Raw genomic sequence first — 18,270 nt, forward strand, 5'->3', positions numbered from 1 at the left:
GTACCCTAGAGCCATGACCGACAGCAGCGCAGCGGCCCCGGTAAGTGCTGGGGGTCCGGGCGGAGGTTCCACTGCTGCCCAGCCCGGTACGTCCGCGGTTCTCGAACGCAAGACCGACGAGGCGATCGACAAGCCCTGGGTCACCGTCGTCTGGGACGACCCGGTGAATCTGATGTCGTACGTGACCTTCGTCCTGCGGAAGCTCTTCGGCTTCAGCACGGCCAAAGCCAAGGAACTGATGATGCAGGTACACACCGAGGGCAAGGCCGTGGTCTCCACGGGCGACCGCGACAAGGTGGAGGCCGACGTCCGCAAGCTGCATGCGGCGGGCCTGTGGGCGACGATGCAGCGAGACGACTGAGTGCGTAACTGGCAGGTCAAGCGTGGCGTGCGCGGCGATGTCCGCTTCGTCTCGAAGATGGATCCGGAGGAGGTCGGCCTCGTCCGGTCCCTCGTCGGCTCGCTGGTGGAGCTCTTCGACGAGCGGGAGGACTCGGCCCCGCACGACGATCTCGCGGAGGTCACCGGCCTGCGGACCGGGCACGCCGAGCCCCCGCAGGAGGCCGTGCTGCAGCGGCTGCTGCCCGACTTCTACCGCGCCGACGCGAACGCACCGGGCGCGAGCGACGCACCGTCGGGCGAGCTGGCCCGCGACCTGAACGGCGCGCTCCGGTCGCTCAACGAGCCCGAGGTGATCGACGCCAAGCGCGATGCGGCGCAGACCGTGCTCGCCACCCTCCCCGAACGGGCGGGCGGCGTCACCCTCACCGAGTCCGAGGCCCAGGATTGGCTGACCTGCATCAACGATCTGCGCCTCGCGCTGGGCACGCTGCTCGGCATCACCGCCGACCTGCCCGACGGGCCGGCCTCGGACGATCCGGCGCGCGCGGGGCACGTCGACGTCTACCACTGGCTCTCGGCGATGCTCGACGTGCTGGTCTCGGTGATGCTCGACCGCGAGCCGGAATAGCTCGCGGGCGGCAGCGGTTGCACGGCACATGACGGAGCCGGGCCCGCCGGGCGGACTGACGATCAGGCGCGACCTCGTGGAGCGGATGATCGCCCATGCGCGCCGCGACCACCCCGATGAGGCGTGCGGGATCATCGCTGGTCCCGAGGGCACCGGCCGTCCCGAGCGCTTCATCGAGATGCTCAACGCCGAGCGCTCGCCCACCTTCTACCGGTTCGACTCGGCCGAACAGCTGCGCGTCTGGCGCGCCATGGATGACGCCGGCGAGGAGCCGGTGGTGATCTACCACTCGCACACGGCCACCGAGGCCTACCCCTCGCGCACCGACGCGAAGTTCGCCTCCGAGCCCAACGCGCACTACGTGCTCGTCTCCACCCGCGACGAACTGGGCCCCGAGGCCGAGGTCCGCAGCTTTGCCATCGTCGATGGCGTGATCACCGAAGAACCCGTCCACATCCTGGAGGATTGATGTCCGTCACCGTCTCCATCCCGACGATCCTGCGCCCGCTGACCGGCGATCAGAAGCGCGTTCCCGCCGCGGGCGCGACGCTCGCCGCCGTCATCGACGACCTCGAGACCCGACATTCCGGGATCCGGGACCGGCTGATCGCGGACGGCGCGCTCCACCGGTTCGTCAACGTCTACGTCGACGACGAGGACGTGCGGTTCACCGGTGGCCTCGACACCCCCGTCGCCGACGGCGGCACCGTCACGGTGCTGCCCGCCGTGGCAGGCGGATAGGTGCGCTTCGACTCGCTGCTCGACTCGCTCGGCGGCACGCCGCTGGTCGGGCTGCCGCGCCTGTCGCCCCGCTGGGAAGGCGCGGACGGTGCGCCCCCCGTTCGCCTGTGGGCCAAGCTCGAGGACCGCAATCCGACGGGCTCGATCAAGGACCGCCCGGCACTGCGCATGATCACCGAGGCCGAGGCCGACGGGCGGTTGCGCCCCGGCGACACCATCCTCGAGCCCACCTCCGGCAACACCGGGATCAGCCTCGCTATGGCCGCGAAGCTCAAGGGCTACCGGCTGGTGTGCGTCATGCCCGAGAACACCTCCGCGGAGCGGCGCCAGCTGCTCACCATGTACGGAGCGGAGATCATCTCCAGCCCCGCCGCCGGCGGCTCCAACCGCGCCGTCGCCGAGGCGAAGAAGCTGGCCGCCGAGCACCCCGACTGGGTGATGCTCTACCAGTACGGCAACCCTGCCAACGCCCGTGCGCACTACGCCGGCACCGGCCCGGAGCTGCTCGCGGACCTGCCCGAGATCACGCACTTCGTGGCCGGGCTCGGGACCACGGGCACGCTCATGGGCACCGGTCGCTACCTGCGCGAACACGTATCGGGCGTGCAGATCGTGGCCGCCGAACCGCGGTACGGAGAACTGGTCTACGGGCTCCGCAACCTCGACGAGGGTTTCGTTCCCGAGCTCTACGACGAATCCGTCCTCACCCGCCGGTTCTCCGTGGGCTCCTACGACGCGGTGCGGCGCATGCGGCAGCTCATCGACGAGGAGGGGATCTTCGCCGGCGTCTCCACCGGCGGCGTGCTGCACGCCGCGCTCGGGGTCGCGAACAAGGCCCTGGCGGCGGGGGAGCGGGCCGACGTGGCCTTCGTCGTGGCCGATGCGGGGTGGAAGTATCTGTCGACCGGCGCGTACGACGGTACGTTGGAAGACGCGGAGGAGGCCCTCGACGGCCAGCTCTGGGCGTGAGCCGCACCGCCTCCGCTCGCGCGAGGAGGTCGCCATGACGGTTCACGGCAACGACGAGCGGTCGCCCGTAGGGCGGGCGGTGGGAAGCACGGCCGGACGATCCGCGATCGTGGTCGCGGTCTTCGTCGTCGCGCTGTGGGGTATCGAGGTCGTCGACGTGGTCGCCGGCAACGCCTTGGACCAGTGGGGCATCCACCCCCGCGACGGTGCGGACGCGGTCCGCGGGATCGCGCTCGCCCCGCTGCTGCACGGCGGCTGGGAGCACCTGGCCGCCAACAGTGTTCCGGCCCTGATCCTCGGCTTCCTCGGCCTGATCGCCGGCGCCGGCCGATTCCTGCTGGCCACTGCGATCATCTGGCTGGTCTCGGGCGTCGGAGTGTGGGTCACGGGCGGCTCGAACACCGTGGTGATCGGGCTGTCCGGGGTGCTGTTCGGCTGGATGACGTACCTGGCGGTGCGCGGGTTGTTCACCCGCAAGCCGCTCGACATCATCGTCGGGGTGACGCTCATGGTCCTGTACGGCGGGATGCTGTGGGGCGTCCTGCCCGGTCAGCCCGGCGTCTCCTGGCAGGCGCATCTGTGGGGCGCCGTCGGCGGCCTGATCGCGGCGGCCCTGCTCGGGCGCCGCGCCCGGGGGAAGTCCGGACCTGGCAATTCGCGTGAGGTCGGCGCGATTGCCTCGTGACGATCGCGGATCTGGCAGCATGTCTTTCATGCGTCTCACCATCCTCGGGTGTTCCGGCAGCGTCGGCGGTCCTTGGGCGGCCTGCTCGGGATACCTTCTGGAGGCAGACGGACATGAGCCGGTCGTCATGGATTTCGGCCCGGGGGTGCTCGGGGAGTTGCAACAGCGAGTGGACCCCAACACCGTCACGGTGATGCTCTCCCACCTGCACGCCGACCACTGCCTCGACGTGCCCTCCCTGCTCGTGTGGCGCCGCTACCACCCGGAGCCCGCGGTCGGGCGCGCCCGCCTCATCGGCCCCGCCGACACCCCGGAGCGCCTGGGGCGCGCCTCCGCGGAGACGGCTGCGGCGTTCGACGACATCTCCGACACGTTCGACTTCTCCGCCTGGGCGGAGGACGAGGACCACGCGGTCGGAGGGTTCACCGTGCGGCCTTTCCGCATGTATCACCCGCCGGAGTCGCACGGCCTGCGGATCACCGCGCCCAGCGGCAGGGTCCTCGCCTACACCGGCGATACCGGGGTGTGCGAGAACCTGGTCGAGCTCGCCCGCGGCGCCGACGTGCTGCTGGCCGAGGCCAGCTGGACGCACGACCCCGCCAACCGGCCGCTCGGCGTGCACCTCTCGGGCATCGAGGCCGGGCAGGCGGCCGCGGACGCGGGCGTCGGGCGGCTCCTGCTCACGCACATCCCGCCGTGGACCTCGCGCGAGGCGGTGCTGGCCGAGGCGCGGTCCGTGTACGACGGGCCGGTGCAGGCGGTCACCGGTGGCGACGTCTTCGAGCTCTGACGCCGCCGCCGACCGGAGGCGATAGGCTGGGCGCGTGAGCAGACGCGCAGACGGCAGGGCCGACGACGAACTCCGCCCGGTGACCATCACCCGGGGATTCACGCAGAACCCCGCGGGCTCGGTGCTGGTGGAGTTCGGCAACACCAAGGTGCTGTGCACCGCGAGCGTCGAGCTGGGGGTGCCCGGATGGCGCCGGGGATCCGGCCAGGGCTGGCTGACCGCCGAGTACTCGATGCTCCCCGCCGCCACGCACGAACGCAGCCGCCGCGAGTCCACCAAGGGCAAGGTCGGCGGCCGCACCCACGAGATCTCCCGGCTCGTCGGTCGGTCGCTGCGCGCATGCATCGACCTCGCGGCCCTGGGCGAGAACACGATCGCCATCGACTGCGACGTGCTCCAGGCCGACGGCGGCACGCGCACCGCGTCGATCACCGGCGCTTACGTCGCGCTGTGCGACGCCGTCACGTACCTCGGCGCCGCGGGCAAACTGACCGATCCGCAGCCGATCTCGTGCGCCATCGCGGCCGTGTCGGTGGGCGTCGTCGACGGCCGGGTCCGGCTCGACCTGCCGTACGAGGAGGATTCGCGCGCCGAGGTCGACATGAACGTCGTCGCCACCGATACCGGCACCCTCGTCGAGGTGCAGGGCACCGGCGAGGGCGCCACCTTCGCGCGCACCACGCTCGACTGGATGCTGGATTCCGCCATCGCCGGGACCGAGAAGCTCTTCGCCGTGCAGAAGGAGGCCCTCGCGGCGCCGTACCCCGGCGTGCTGCCGGAGTTCGAGGGCGAGCAGAAGAAGAAGTTCGGTCAGTGACCGTGCGGCTGCTGCTCGCCTCCCGCAACGCCAAGAAGCTCCGTGAACTGCGGCAGGTGGTGGCGGACGCGGGCATCGTCGGCTTGGAGGTCGTCGGGCTCGACGAGGTCCCTGCCTTCGAGGAGTTGCCGGAGGACGCACCGTCGTTCGAGGGCAACGCGCTGATCAAAGCGCGGCAAGGCTACGAGCGGACCGGCCTGCCCTGTCTCGCGGACGATTCCGGGATCTGCGTCGACGCCCTGAACGGCATGCCCGGCGTGCTCTCGGCGCGTTGGTCCGGCCGGCACGGCGACGATTCCGCGAACACCGCGCTCCTGCTCGCGCAGATCTCCGACACGCCCGACGAGCGCCGCGGCGGTGAGTTCGTCTCCGCGTGCGCCCTGGTCAGCGGACCAGGGGAGGCCGGGCAGGTCACGGTGCGCGGCGCCTGGCGGGGTGCCGTCCTGCGGGAGCCGCGGGGCGACGGCGGCTTCGGCTACGACCCGGTCTTCCTGCCGGAGGGCTCGGACCGCACCGCCGCGGAGCTCACGGCGGAGGAGAAGAACGCGATCAGCCACCGCGCGCGGGCGCTCGCCCAGCTGGTGGAGCCGCTGCGGGCCCTCGCGGCGCGCGTCCCCGACGCGGGGCGGTCGGCGCGGTAATGTCGCCGCGTGAAGCGTAGAACGTCGGGAGCGCGGGGTGGCCGTGTGGCCATCGCGCTGCTGTCGGCCGTCGTCCTCGCGGTCACCGGGACCGTCTGGTGGAGTACCAATCTGGTGATCGGCGGCTTCAACGTCTCCCGCGCGCTCGCCGAGGCGAAGGTCGCGAAGTCCACGGGCGGCGCGAAGAACATCCTGCTGATGGGGCTGGACACGCGACGCGATCAGAACGGCGATCCCCTCCCGGCCGATGTACTCCAGCAATTGCACGCCGGTACCAGTGACAACGGCGGCTACAACACCAACACCCTGATCCTGCTGCACGTGCCGGCGGACGGGAAGAAGGTGACCGCCTTCTCGATCCCGCGCGACGACTACGTGAGCTTCGTCGGCGTGGACTCGAAGAAGAAGGGGAAGATCAAGGAGGCGTACGGCACGCGCAAGGCGGAGGTCGAGGACACGCTGGCCGCCGCAGGCGTCTCCGATCGTAAGGAGCTCGAAAGCAAGGCCCGCGAGTCGGCGCGCGCCGCCACGATCGCCACCGTGGGACGGCTGGTCGGGGTCCCGATCGACCACTTCGCGGAGGTCAGCCTCGTCGGTTTCTACGACCTCGCGCAGACCCTCGGTGGCGTCGAGGTGTGCCTCAACAATCCCGTGCGCGACAGCTACTCCGGTGCTGCGTTCCCCGCCGGGCGACAGAAGCTGAACGCCTCGCAGTCCCTGGCCTTCGTGCGGCAGCGACACGGCCTTGCCGACGGTGACCTCGACCGGACACATCGGCAGCAGGCCTTCATCGCCGGGGTCATGGTGCAGTTGCAGAAGCAGGGCGTCTTCGGTGATGTCCGGAAACTGCAGTCGCTGATCGCCGTCGCGCAGAAGGACGTCGTCGTCTCGGACGGATGGAATCTGCAGGAGTTCGCGCAGCAGGCCGGACAGATCGCCGGCACGAACCTCACTTTCACCACTCTGCCGGTACTCGGGTACGACACGATCGACCAACAGGCCGTGAACCTGGTGGACCCGAAGGCCATCCGCGCGCAAGTGCAGAAGGCCTTCGGCCAGTCCGTCCCGGAACCCGATGAGGCCGAAGGATCCTCGGACGCCACGTCCTCCACCGGTTCCGCCCCGGTCCCGAAGCCCGTGGGCTTCACGGCCCCGCGGGCGCCCAGCACGACGTCGGCATCGGCGACTGCCACGGGAGGTCCCGTACCGGACGCCGGGACCACGCTCCGCGGCGGCGAGATCCCCTGCGTCGATTGACCACTGTCGGGCCTGGGGCCTCGGTAGGGTCGAGGGGTCCCGTCATCCAGCGGAAGGTTCTCCATGTCGAAGTCCACTCACCGAATCCGCGTCGGCGCTGCGGCACTCGCCGTCGTCGCGCTCACCCTCACCGGCTGCACGAAGCAGGGCGGTGACACGACGTGCGAGGACTACCAGAAGATGTCCGACACGGACCAGCGCGACCAGGTGACGAAGCTGTACAAGGACAAGCACGGCGACGAACCCTCCGCGCTCGTCATCACGGGCCTGCAGCAGCAGGCCGTCGCGTACTGCACAACGGTGGGGAAGCCGGATTCGAAGATCAAGGAGATCCCGATCTCCTGACGGTCCGCCACATGGCGAAGGCGCCGACTCCGGGGGAGTCGGCGCCTTCGGTGTCACACAGGGCGATCAGTACTGCGAACAGGTCTTCGCGACGACGCCGATCGTCTGGTTGATCTTCCCCTGGTTCTGGTTGTAGTACATGACCAGCTGGGGGTTCTGGCGGCCGAGCTCATGGATCCGAGCGTTGCGCTCGGCGGGCGGCAGGGTCAGGATCCGCTCGGCCTCGGCGCGGCCGCCGGGCACCTGGTTGATCGCGGTGGCGGCCTCGGGTGCGACCGCGACCAATGCGCGTTCGACCTGGCCGACAGTGCAGTTCGTCCCGGGAACCGGGTCGGACGGTGCGGCCTGTGCCATCGCGGCGGGGGCCAGAGCGAGTGCGCCGGCGACGCCGGCGGTCGCGGCGAACTTCCATCGATTGAGCATGTCGTTTCTCCCTTCGTAGTCGCTCGGAACCGCAGTGGGCGGTCCGAACCACTCCAACGAGAGTAATCGTACGAATCTGAGCTCCGACGAAGAGAATTCACAGGTATTCTCAGGCTGCTGTGCGGCGACTCGGCGAATACCCAGTTCTGCCTGGGGGTTTCTTCATGAGGATTGTGCACGGTCCATCGTCTAACCGACATCCCCTGTTGCCCTTTGTATATCAGGGACTGTGGTGGCTTGTGGTAGCCGGGACGTACCGTCGGCCGCAGCGAGGATGAGCGCCGAGCCGCAGGCCGTTTCGTTCCTGCGGTAGGCAACGCCCGGCGGTCGGGGCTGGTAGACAGGGGGGATGACCGAAGAACTTCGCACTTCCAAACCCCGTCGTACGTGGCCGTGGATCGTTGGCGCGGTCGTCACAGCGCTGTTGCTGTGGAGCATGAGCTGATCGACGCTCTCGGTCGTGCCTTCGGCCGCGGCTCGGTGGCGCGCTAGAGGCCGAGTACGAGGATCAGCCAGAACACGACACCACCGGCACCCGCCAGCAACGCGCTGAGAAACAGAACTGCTGCGATGAACGGATCGGTGGAGGCGGAGTCGTCGGGCACCCCACGATGGTAGGCGGGGCCCGGAAGGCTCCGTCCGCGGGCCGCCACATGCGGGTGCGCCCGGGGAGACTTGAACTCCCACACCCGGAGGTACTGGAACCTAAATCCAGCGCGTCTGCCAATTCCGCCACGGGCGCGTGCGGCAGCGGAGATCCCTCCCCTGCGGCGCAGGTCACGATACCGGTTTTCGGACAGCGCCGGGTCGACGGGTACCGTCGAGGTCGTGAAACGTCGTCGTCATCGCCCCGCGCTGATCGCGTTCGTCGTGATCGCCGCCGCGGCCTTCCTGGCGCTCGGCTGGTGGCAGTGGGGACGCTTCGAGTCCACTGCGGGCTCCGCGCGCAACCTGGGTTACGCCCTGCAGTGGCCGCTCTTCGCCGTTGCCGCAGTGTGGGGCTACCGACGGTTCGTGCAGCTCGAGGACGAGGCCGAGCTGCAGGACCTGCTCGCCGCCGAGGGTGAAGACGGTGCCGACCCCGCTCGCGCGGCGGCGGGGGGCCCCGCTACAGCGGCGGCCTCCGCGAAGTCGGCCGGCACCCTCACCGCGATCCCCGAGGGCTTCCTGCCCAGCCGGGCCGCCGCACCGTCGGCCCCGGACACCGCGCCGGACGACCCGGCGCACGACGAGTACAACAAGCTCCTCGCCGAACTGGCGGGGAGTGAGCAGACCGAGGAGAAGAAGTGACCGACGCATCCGCGCCGACGGCGGAGAAGCTGGCGGCAAAGCGCCGTGACCAGGTGAGCGGGGCGCTCAAGCGCTATCGCTTCATGGCTAACTTCACCGGCTACTTCCTGCTCATCCTGTGCGCCGAGATGATCTACAAGTACCTACTGGCGCCCGCATTCGACTGGCCGGTGCCCGGCTGGCTCGGTCTCGTCGCGATCATCCACGGCTGGGGCTACTTCATCTACCTGATCTTCACGCTGGATCTGGGCGTCAAGGTGCGGTGGCCTGCGCCGCGCTTCCTGGTCACGCTGCTCGCAGGCACCATCCCGCTGCTCGGCTTCTACTTCGAGAAGAAGAACTCGGACGAGATTCGCGCGCAGTTCGACCTCTGACCCGCTGAGACGACGAACGCCGCCCGCTCCCCGAGGAGAGCGGGCGGCGTTCGTAACAAGGGAACGGCTCAGGCGTAGATCGCGTCGACCTCGTCGCCGTACTTGTCCATCACGACGTTGCGCTTGACCTTGAGCGTCGGCGTGAGCTCGCCGCCGTCGATGGTGAAGTCGGTGGTGAGCACACTCCACTTCTTCACCTGCTCGGCCTTGGACACGAGGCTGTTGGCGGTCGCCACCGCCGAGGCGATCTCGGCGAGCAGCGTCTCGTTCGCCGCGGCCTCCTCGAGCGTCATCTCGGCGGGGAGGCCGTGCGCCGACAGCCACCCCGGCAGGGCCTCCTGGTCCAGGGTGATGAGCGCCCCTACGAACGGCTGCTTATCGCCGACGAGCATCGCCTGCGAGACCAGCGGATGCTGGCGCAGTGCGTCCTCGGTCCGCGCCGGCGCGACGTTCTTGCCCGCCGAGGTGACCAGGATCTCCTTCTTGCGGCCCGTGATCGAGAGGTAGCCGTCGGCGTCGAGGGAGCCCAGGTCGCCCGTGTGGAACCACCCGTCCCGCAGTGCATCGGCGGTGGCCTCGGGCAGCCCCCAGTAGCCGCCGAAGACGACCGGGCCGCGGAGCAGGATCTCGCCGTCCTCGGCGATCGCGACCGCGTTGCCCGGTACGGGCCTGCCGACGGTGCCGACCCGCTGCTCCGTCGGCGTGTTGCAGGTGATCGCCGCGCTGGTCTCCGACAGGCCGTAGCCCTCGTAGACGGTGACGCCGGCGCCGCGGAAGAAGTGGCCCAGGCGCGCGCCGAGCGGCGCGCCGCCCGAGACGGCGCAGTCACACTTGCCGCCGAGCGCTTCGCGCAGCTTCGAGTAGACCAGCTTGTCGAACAGGGCGTGCTTGACCTTGAGGACGAGCCCCGCGCCGCCGGTGTCCTGGGCCTTGCTGTACGCGATCGCCGTCTCCACGGCGGCGTTGAAGATCTTTCCCTTGCCGGCCTCCTCGGCCTTGGCGCTCATCGTGTTGTAGACCTTCTCGAAGACCCGGGGCACGCTGAGGATGTAGGTCGGCTTGAGCTCGGCGAACAGGCCGGTCAGGTTCGACAGGTCGGCGGTGTGGGCGACACGGATCGAGTGCTGCACCGCCGCCACCGAGATCGCGCGCGCGAAGATGTGGGCGAGCGGTAGGAACATCACCGTGCTGGCGTTCGGGCCGGCCATCGTGTCGAGGCCCTCGTGGATCGCGTCGTACTCGCTGAGCAGATTGTCGTGCGTGAGCACCACGCCCTTCGGCTTGCCAGTGGTGCCCGAGGTGTAGACCAGGGTCGCCTCCGCGGCGGCCGGGACGGCGGTCGCGCGGGCGAGGTAGTCCTCGTCCGAGACGCCGGCACCGTCGGCCACCAGGGCGTCCACGAGGCCCTCCTCGATCACCCAGACCTGGGCGGCCGCGGGCACGCCCCCGGCGACCCGGTCGGCGGTGTCGCGGGTGTCGGTGATGAGCGCGATCGATCCCGAGTCGGTGAGGATGTGCTCGACCTGCGCGGGCGAGTTCGACTCGTACACCGCCACCGTCGAACCGCCGACGGACCAGTTCGCGTAGTCGAGCAGGGCCCACTCGTACCGCGTCGGGCTCATGATCGCGATCCGCGTGCCGACCTCGATGCCGCGGGCCATGAGGCCCTTGCCGATCGCGGTGACCTGCTCGTTGAACTGCGCGGCGGTCACCGGCGACCAGCCGGAGCCGGACGGGCGCAGGAACAGCTCCGTCGACGGTGCCGATGCCGCGAGGTCGCGGACCCGCGTGGTCAGGTTGTCCGATGGAGCGTGGGTCCGGGTCGGTTCCGTGGACTCGATGCGCAACTTCATCTCCTCGTGCAGATAGTGGAATACGCACAACCTATCGGAGAATGTCCGATTCCGATGGGGTTTCGCGTGGGCGGCGGATACGGCTTATGCTGGGGAAACAATGTCTGATGAATTCGGTGCTGAGAGCACCGCCCCCGCCGCCGTCGTCGATGACGCGCAGGCTAAGGAGAACGAAGCCGAACCGGTGACCTTCCTGGACCTCGGGATCGACGAGCGCGTTCTGCGCGCCCTCGCCGAGGTCGGCTATGAGAACCCGTCGCCGATCCAGGCCGCCACGATTCCGCCGCTGCTCTCCGGCAGCGACGTCGTCGGTCTCGCGCAGACCGGCACCGGCAAGACCGCCGCGTTCGCCGTGCCCGTGCTGTCCAAGATCGACGGCGACAGCCGCAAGCCCCAGGCCCTCGTGCTCGCCCCGACCCGCGAGCTCGCGCTGCAGGTGTCCGAGGCGTTCGGCAAGTACGCCGTGCACATGCCCAATATCACCGTGCTGCCGATCTACGGCGGCCAGAGCTACGGCGTCCAGCTCTCGGGCCTGCGTCGCGGCGCGCAGATCATCGTGGGCACCCCGGGCCGCGTGATCGACCATCTTTCCAAGGGCACGCTCGACCTGTCGAACCTCGAGTTCCTAGTGCTGGACGAGGCCGACGAGATGCTGACGATGGGCTTCCAGGAGGACGTCGAGCGGATCCTCGCCGACACCCCGGAGTTCAAGCAGGTCGCGCTGTTCTCGGCGACGATGCCGCCCGCGATCCGCAAGATCTCCAAGAAGTATCTGCACGACCCGGTCGAGGTCACCGTCAAGTCCAAGACGGCGACGGCGTCGAACATCACGCAGCGCTACCTGCAGGTCGCGCACCAGCGCAAGCTCGACGCGCTCACCCGCCTCCTCGAGGTGGAGGAGTTCGACGGGATGATCATCTTCGTCCGCACCAAATCGGCCACCGAGGAGCTCGCGGAGAAGCTGCGGGCGCGGGGCCATGCCGCCGCCGCGATCAACGGCGACATCGTGCAGGCGCAGCGCGAGCGCACGATCGGTCAGCTCAAGGACGGCAAGTTCGACATCCTGGTCGCCACCGACGTCGCCGCGCGCGGCCTCGACGTCGAGCGGATCAGTCACGTCGTGAACTACGACATCCCCCACGACACCGAGTCCTACGTGCACCGGATCGGCCGCACCGGCCGCGCGGGCCGCAAGGGCGACGCCTTGCTCTTCGTGACCCCGCGCGAGCGGCACCTGCTGCGTGCCATCGAGAAGGCCACCCGGCAGCCGCTCACCGAGATCGGCCTGCCCTCGGTCGAGGACGTCAACGCGCATCGCGTGGAGAAGTTCGGGGAGTCGATCACAGACAATCTCGCGAGCGATCACCTGCAGATGTTCCGCCGGCTGATCGAGGACTACGTGGGCGCCAACGACGTGCCGCTGGTCGATGTGGCCGCGGCGCTCGCCCTGCAGTCGCGCGACGGTGCCTCCTTCCTGCTCAAGCCGGATCCGCCGGAGCGTGAGCGCAATGCCCGTGACCGCAAGGACCGCGACTTCGGCGACCGCGATGGCCGCCCCGCGCGCGGCCGGGACCGGGACCGGGACCGCGAACCCTCGACCCACCGTAAGACCGGCCGACCGATGGTGCCGTACCGGATCGCGGTGGGGAAGCGGCAGCACGCCACCCCGTCGCAGATCGTGGGCGCCATCGCTAACGAGGGCGGGTTGCGCCGGAGCGACTTCGGCCACATCAGCATCCGGCCGGATCACAGCATCGTCGAGTTGCCGGACGATCTGGCCCGCGACGTCTTCGACGCGCTGGAGCGGACCCGCATCTCGGGACAGCTGATCAACCTCGAGCGAGACCCCGGCGCACCGTCGGGCCGGCCCGCCGCGGGCAAGCAGCGGTTCCGGGCGGGCCGGAGGCGCTGACGACTCGGTCGGCGTTTGCACACAGATGCATTAACCTTTAGTCAAGGTGTAGCTCGAACCGGGCCCGCCGACCGTCGGCTGCGGCCGACCCGAGAGACTAGAGGAGCGCATGACCGCCGCCGGTGACCAGGGCGACGGCCCCGGTGGCCGTCGGGATCGCGTCGTTCGCCTGCTGCAGTACCTGGACGAGCTGATCCGCTCGCGATCCGTGGTCACGCGGGACCTCGACGACCACCTGGCGGTGCTGCCGCTCACCGGCGACGGCGCGCTGACCGACAGTTGGGACGCCGACGCGAGGCCCGGCGGCACCATCTTCACGGTGCCGCGCGACGACGCCCCCGATTCGCCGCACTCCCGGCTGCTGCGCGTCTTCGACGAGCTCGCCGACCACCCCGAGTCCGTCGAGCTGGTGCTGGCCTCCGGCCTGCTCACGGCCCGCGACGGAGACACCGCCATCCGCGCGCACCTGCTCACGCAGCCGGTGCTGCTCGAGCGCGACCGGCGCGGCAAACGGCTGAGGGTGGTGCTGCCGCGCGACTCCGTGCCGCGCGTCGAGGACTCGCTGTTGCTCGCCGGGCTCCCGTCGTTCGACCTCTCCGGCTCGGCCGAACTGCAGACGGAGTTACGGGAGAACGCCCGCACCGTGCTCGACCCCGCGTGCCAGGAGTTCAGCGAGAGGTGGCTCGGCGCCGCGGCGAAGGACGGCGGAGCGCACGTCGAGTTCGCTCCCGCGCTCGTGCTCCGCACCCGCGGATCCGCGCCCCTGCTGGGCTTCTACGACGCGATGAAGGCCGACGTCGCCGACCCCGGCCGCGCCGTGCCGATCGGTCTCGCGCAGCTCGTCGAGGGCGTCGGCTCGGAGGAACGGATCCGGCAGCTCGCCGCCGATGGGGCCATGAGCCCGCTCGAGTTGCTGGACGAGGCGTATTACGTGCTGCCGTCCAATGTCGAGCAGCGGGACATCCTCGCGCACATGGGCGCCGACTCCGGCGTGGTGGTCGAAGGGCCGCCCGGTACCGGCAAGACCCACACCATCGCGAACCTCCTGGCCGCGTTGCTCGCCAAGGGGCAGCGCGTGCTCGTCGTGTCCGAGAAGGCGCAGGCCCTGGCAGTGCTCGAGGAGAAGCTGCCGCCGGAGGTGCGCCAGCTGGTCGTCTCCGTCACGGACGTCACCAAGGACGGCTCGGCCTCGCTCGCCGCGTCCGTCACCGAGATCGCCACTCGCAAGTCCACCTACTCCGAGGCGCTCGCCGACGCGGAGCTGCGCGACCTGCGTGCCAAGCGCGATCGCGCGATCGAGCGGCGCGAGGAGCTGGTCCGCGAGGTCTGGTCGCTGCGCACCGCCGAGAGTGAGGAGTCCGACTGGCTGGCGTCGGCCTACTCCGGCAAGCCCGCGGAGATCGTCGCGCGGGTCCGACGGGACGCCGAGCAGTACTCCTGGCTGCCGGGCCCCGTCGACGGTGCTGTGCCCCCGCTCGACACCCGCGAGTTCGACCGTCTCGTCGCGCTGCTGCGGCGCAACGACGAGCTCTTCTCGCGGCGTCTCGCCCACAACCTGCCGGATCTGGCCGAGCTCCCCGACACCGACGATCTCGAGGCGCTGTGCGCGACCCTGGCCGACTCGCCGCTGGCGGCTGCGGACAGCGGCGCCCTGACGCACGTGCTCGCCGGCGTCGACGCCGAGAAGCTCGCCGTGATCCGGGCCCGCTCCGACGTGATCCGTGAGCTCGTGGAGCGGGTACGCCGCTACCCGCCGTCGGCGCAGCTGCTGGCCGAGGACATGCTCATCGGCGATCGCGCTCATCTCGCCACGCGGCTGGTCGGTCTCGAGGAGCAGATCGCCACCGCTCGCGCCGCGGACGACGAGCTGGAGGGCGCCGTCGTCCACCTCAGCGACAACCCGGACGCCAACGACCGCGCCGCGATCGACGACTACGCGCGGCATCTGGCGCTGGGGCATGAGCCGCGCAAGCGGTTCCGCAAGCCCGAGCAGAAGCAGTTCGAGGAGACCGGCCTCGGCATCGTGGTCGACGGCGTCGAGGGGGCGGGCGAGGCACACCTGCGCGCCGCGGCGCAGCATCTCGCGGTCGAGGACGTCATCGGCCGGGTGGGCGATGTGCTGCGCGCGCTCGGGATGGAGGCGCCGCCGACGGACCCGTCCGGGCGCACCGCGACCCGTGACCGCAGCGAGCGGCTCAGCCAGGCCGCCGACCAACTGCTGCGGGCGCGGACGGTCGTGCGGCTCGTCGACGAGCGCGACCGGCTCGTACAGGCCCTGCAGGGGCTCTCCGAACACGCCCCGCGGCCGAAGGACCTCGCCGAGACGGACCGCACCGCGCGCCAGGTGGTCGCGATCTCCGCGGCCGCCGGCGCCCGCGACGCGCAGAGCCGGCTCGACGCCCTGCGGCTCCAGGTGCAGGCGTTGGTCGAGCGTGGCCCGTCACCCGAGGGCGACGCGATGGTCGCGGCCCTGCGCAGCTACCAGTACGCGGCGATCCGGGACGCGCGCCGGGCCTGGGACGCGGCCCGCACCGACCGGGACGACCGCGGGGCGCTGGACCTGCTCGCGCTGCGCCTGCGGGCCAAGGCGCCCGCCCTGTTCGACCTCGTCGCCCGCACCGCCGACGACCCCGCCTGGGACGAGCGCGTGCCGCAGTTGGCCGCGGCCTGGTCGTGGCGCCGCGCGGTCACCTGGGCCGCCGGGCGCGTGCACCCCGACGAGGACGCCCAGCTCGAGGCGGATCTGCAGGCCGCGGAGCAGGACGTGGCGCACTACACCACCCGGATCGCGACGGCGAGTGCGTGGCGGCAGTGCCTGCGCCGCATGACCTTCGACGAGATCCAGGCGTTGCACGCCTACCGCGACCACGTCGCGTCGATCGGGCGCGGCTCCGGGCGGCATGCCGAGCGCTTCCGCGTCGCGGCCCGCGAGGCGATGCGCCAGGCGCAGTCCGCCGTGCCCGCATGGATCATGCCGATCTCGCAGGTGGTCGCGTCGATCTCCCCCGAGCGCAATGCCTTCGACGTGGTGATCGTCGACGAAGCCAGCCAGGCCGACATCACGAGCGCGTTCCTGCTGTGGCTGGCCCCGCGGGTGATCGTCGTCGGCGACGAGAATCAGTGCGCGCCCTCGGCCTTCACCGGCGCCAGCCTCGACGACGTCTTCGCCCGGCTGGACGCGCAGCTGCCCGACATCCCGGCCTACCTGCGTGATTCGCTGACCCCGCGGTCGAGCCTGTTCACCCTGCTGCGCACGCGCTTCGGGCACACGGTGCGACTGCGTGAGCACTTCCGGTGCATGCCGGAGATCATCGACTTCAGCTCCCGGCAGTTCTACAGCGACGCTCCCCTGATTCCGGTGCGGCACTACGGCGCCGATCGCCCCGTCCCGCTGCGGGTGACTCATGTGCCGAAGGCGAAGGTCGTGGGCGAGGGCGCGCGGATCAGCAACCCGACGGAGGCGCAGGCGATCGTCGACCAGCTGGTCCGGTGCTTCGCCGACCCGCTCTACGCCGGCCGCACCTTCGGCGTCATCGCGCTGCAGGGTCAGGGCCAGGTCGACGAACTCTACCGGCGGCTGCGGGAAGCGATCGATCCCGACGAGTGGGACGCCCGTCGCCTGCGCGTGGGCACGCCGCCCGACTTCCAGGGCGACGAGCGCGACGTGATTCTGCTGTCGATGGTCGTCGCGCCCGACTACCGTTTCCGCGCGCTGACCGGCCGGGACTTCCAGCGCCGGTTCAACGTCGCCGCCTCCCGCGCCCGCGATCAGCTGTGGCTGTTCACCTCCGTCGACGAGCAGGATCTCAAGGCGAACGACCTGCGCGCGTCGCTACTGCGGTACGTCACCCGCGCGGACGTCGAAGTGGCGCAGCCGATGCCGGTCGACGTTCCGACGGACCGCCGCGTCGAGCCCTTCGAGAATCTCTTCGAGCAGCAGGTCTTCGTGCGGCTCCGCGACATGGGTTATCACGTCAACCCGAAGGTCGTGGTGAACAACCGCTCCATCGACCTCGTGGTGACCGGGGAACAGGGCCGCCTCGCGGTCGAGTGCGACAGCGCCGACTTCGCATCCACGCCCGAGCAGGCGCGGTCCGACATCGAGCGCGAACGTGAGTTGCGCCGGTGCGGCTGGGAGTTCGTCCGGGTCCGCGAGTCGGTCTTCGCGACCGATGCGGACGCCGCGATGGGCGTCGTATTGCAGGCGCTGGATCGGCGGGGCGTGCGCCCGCTGACGCTGCAGCGCGCCCTCACGGTCGGTGAGCGTGCCGACGACGGTTCCGTGCCGGTCTGGGAGCCCGTCGGGCTCGATATCGACACGGAGTAGCCGAGCGCGGGCGACCCGGTTACTAGGAGCGGGAGTACTCCGAGGCCGCCCGGACCAACGCGGCGTCGGGGCGCACGCCCGTGTACAGCACGAACTGCTCCGCCGCCTGCAGTGCGATGACCTCGGCGCCCGTGATCACCGTCGTGCCCGCGGCCCGGCCCGCCCGGATCAACGGCGTTTCGGGCGGCATCGCGACCACGTCGGCGACCGTGTCCGCTGCCGCGATCAGCTCCGCGGGGAAGGACAGGTCCTGCGCCGCGGGGCCGCCGGACATCCCGACCGGCGTGGCGTTGACGAGGACCCGCGCCCCACCGGGCGCCTCGGTCGCGTGCCGGAATCCGTACAGGCCCGCGAGCGCGGAGCCCGCCTCGGCGTTCCGGGCGACCACGGTCACGTCGGTGCAGCCGTGATCGCGCAGGGCCGCGACCACGGCCTTCGCCATCCCGCCCGAGCCGCGGACCGCGACGGGCAGCGCGGCGTCGAGACCGTGCGATCGCAGGAGCGAGGCGACCGCCGCGTAATCGGTGTTGTAGGCGTGGAGCACGCCGTCCTCGTTGACGATCGTGTTCACCGAGTCGATCGCGCGCGCCGAGGGCTCCATCACGTCGACCAGCTCGATGACCGCCTCCTTGAACGGCATCGAGACCGCGCAGCCCCGTACGCCGAGCGCCCGTACCCCGCCGATCGCCGCGGGCAGGTCAGTGGTGGTGAAGGCCTTGTACAGGTAGTTCAGGCCGAGCTCGCGGTAGAGGTAGTTGTGGAATCGGGTGCCGATGCTGCTGGGGCGCCCGGACAGGGACATGCACAGCACGGTGTCCCGGTCGGGCATCGCGATCGAGTCCTTCATCCCGCTCACCCTAATCCGGCGGATCGGGA

At 70.4% G+C, this 18,270-nt stretch carries 18 protein-coding genes and 1 tRNA gene; 15 read left to right on the top strand and 4 right to left on the bottom strand.

Translation table 11 applies throughout. The features are described 5' to 3' along the window. Nucleotides 1-13: 13 nt before the first annotated feature. From clpS to trbK, 11 genes are all read left to right on the top strand, one after another. Complete coding sequence (gene clpS / locus FK529_RS14650; protein ID WP_146562470.1) at nt 14-361, top strand: ATP-dependent Clp protease adapter ClpS; 348 nt, start codon at nt 14-16, stop codon at nt 359-361. Then, a complete protein-coding gene (locus tag FK529_RS14655; RefSeq protein WP_146562472.1) occupies nt 362-970 on the top strand; it encodes a DUF2017 domain-containing protein in 609 nt (202 codons plus the stop codon). 28 nt (nt 971-998) lie between these two features. Continuing rightward, nucleotides 999-1,439, top strand: coding sequence for a M67 family metallopeptidase (locus tag FK529_RS14660; protein WP_146562474.1), 441 nt, complete (start codon nt 999-1,001; stop codon nt 1,437-1,439). Beyond that, nucleotides 1,439-1,711: a MoaD/ThiS family protein gene (locus FK529_RS14665; protein ID WP_146562477.1), complete on the top strand. Its 273-nt coding sequence runs from the start codon at nt 1,439-1,441 to the stop codon at nt 1,709-1,711. Before FK529_RS14660 ends, FK529_RS14665 begins: the two co-directional genes overlap by 1 nt. After that, nucleotides 1,712-2,680 (top strand): PLP-dependent cysteine synthase family protein, encoded by a 969-nt coding sequence (locus FK529_RS14670; protein WP_146562479.1) that lies wholly within the window; start codon nt 1,712-1,714, stop codon nt 2,678-2,680. A 34-nt stretch (nt 2,681-2,714) separates the two neighbouring features. After that, nucleotides 2,715-3,365 carry a rhomboid family intramembrane serine protease gene (locus FK529_RS14675; RefSeq protein ID WP_146562482.1) on the top strand — a complete coding sequence of 217 codons (651 nt, stop codon included), beginning with the start codon at nt 2,715-2,717 and terminating at the stop codon, nt 3,363-3,365. A 28-nt stretch (nt 3,366-3,393) separates the two neighbouring features. After that, the gene (locus tag FK529_RS14680) at nt 3,394-4,155 is read left to right on the top strand and encodes a cyclic nucleotide-degrading phosphodiesterase (RefSeq protein ID WP_146562487.1); all 762 of its coding nucleotides are present in this window, start codon (nt 3,394-3,396) and stop codon (nt 4,153-4,155) included. 34 nt (nt 4,156-4,189) lie between these two features. Continuing rightward, nucleotides 4,190-4,972 carry a ribonuclease PH gene (gene rph, locus FK529_RS14685; protein WP_146562490.1) on the top strand — a complete coding sequence of 261 codons (783 nt, stop codon included), beginning with the start codon at nt 4,190-4,192 and terminating at the stop codon, nt 4,970-4,972. After that, nucleotides 4,969-5,613 (top strand): RdgB/HAM1 family non-canonical purine NTP pyrophosphatase, encoded by a 645-nt coding sequence (gene rdgB, locus FK529_RS14690; RefSeq protein ID WP_193559709.1) that lies wholly within the window; start codon nt 4,969-4,971, stop codon nt 5,611-5,613. The genes rph and rdgB overlap by 4 nt, the downstream gene beginning before the upstream one ends. Nucleotides 5,614-5,622: 9 nt before the next feature. After that, entirely contained in the window at nt 5,623-6,870 is a 1,248-nt protein-coding gene (locus FK529_RS14695; protein ID WP_146562491.1) for an LCP family protein, read from the top strand. A gap of 63 nt (nt 6,871-6,933) precedes the next feature. Then, nucleotides 6,934-7,215: an entry exclusion lipoprotein TrbK gene (gene trbK, locus FK529_RS14700; RefSeq protein ID WP_146562492.1), complete on the top strand. Its 282-nt coding sequence runs from the start codon at nt 6,934-6,936 to the stop codon at nt 7,213-7,215. Between the two features lie 66 nt (nt 7,216-7,281). On the opposite strand, the gene FK529_RS14705 is transcribed toward trbK, so the two are convergent. Then, nucleotides 7,282-7,638: a hemophore-related protein gene (locus tag FK529_RS14705; RefSeq protein WP_146562493.1), complete on the bottom strand. Its 357-nt coding sequence runs from the start codon at nt 7,636-7,638 to the stop codon at nt 7,282-7,284. 660 nt (nt 7,639-8,298) lie between these two features. Then, nucleotides 8,299-8,380, bottom strand: a tRNA-Leu gene (locus FK529_RS14710). 86 nt (nt 8,381-8,466) lie between these two features. Here FK529_RS14710 and FK529_RS14715 point away from each other — a divergent pair. Together FK529_RS14715 and FK529_RS14720 are read left to right on the top strand one after the other, a co-directional pair. After that, a complete protein-coding gene (locus tag FK529_RS14715) occupies nt 8,467-8,928 on the top strand; it encodes a transcriptional regulator (RefSeq protein ID WP_146562495.1) in 462 nt (153 codons plus the stop codon). Then, nucleotides 8,925-9,302 (top strand): DUF3817 domain-containing protein, encoded by a 378-nt coding sequence (locus tag FK529_RS14720; RefSeq protein ID WP_231703095.1) that lies wholly within the window; start codon nt 8,925-8,927, stop codon nt 9,300-9,302. Before FK529_RS14715 ends, FK529_RS14720 begins: the two co-directional genes overlap by 4 nt. A 68-nt stretch (nt 9,303-9,370) precedes the next feature. On the opposite strand, the gene FK529_RS14725 is transcribed toward FK529_RS14720, so the two are convergent. Continuing rightward, nucleotides 9,371-11,149 (bottom strand): AMP-dependent synthetase/ligase, encoded by a 1,779-nt coding sequence (locus FK529_RS14725; protein ID WP_231703096.1) that lies wholly within the window; start codon nt 11,147-11,149, stop codon nt 9,371-9,373. 106 nt (nt 11,150-11,255) lie between these two features. Between FK529_RS14725 and FK529_RS14730 the strand changes: the two genes are divergently transcribed. Next, the gene (locus FK529_RS14730; RefSeq protein ID WP_231703097.1) at nt 11,256-13,067 is read left to right on the top strand and encodes a DEAD/DEAH box helicase; all 1,812 of its coding nucleotides are present in this window, start codon (nt 11,256-11,258) and stop codon (nt 13,065-13,067) included. A 109-nt stretch (nt 13,068-13,176) separates the two neighbouring features. Next, nucleotides 13,177-17,394, top strand: a complete 4,218-nt coding sequence (locus tag FK529_RS14735) for a PDDEXK-like endonuclease domain-containing protein (RefSeq protein ID WP_146562502.1) — start codon at nt 13,177-13,179, stop codon at nt 17,392-17,394. Nucleotides 17,395-17,416: 22 nt separating this feature from the next. On the opposite strand, the gene FK529_RS14740 is transcribed toward FK529_RS14735, so the two are convergent. After that, a complete protein-coding gene (locus FK529_RS14740; protein ID WP_146562505.1) occupies nt 17,417-18,241 on the bottom strand; it encodes a shikimate 5-dehydrogenase in 825 nt (274 codons plus the stop codon). Nucleotides 18,242-18,270: the final 29 nt, after the last annotated feature.

It is taken from the genome of Tsukamurella asaccharolytica, assembly GCF_007858435.1.
GTDB classification, from domain to species: Bacteria; Actinomycetota; Actinomycetes; order Mycobacteriales; family Mycobacteriaceae; genus Tsukamurella; species Tsukamurella asaccharolytica.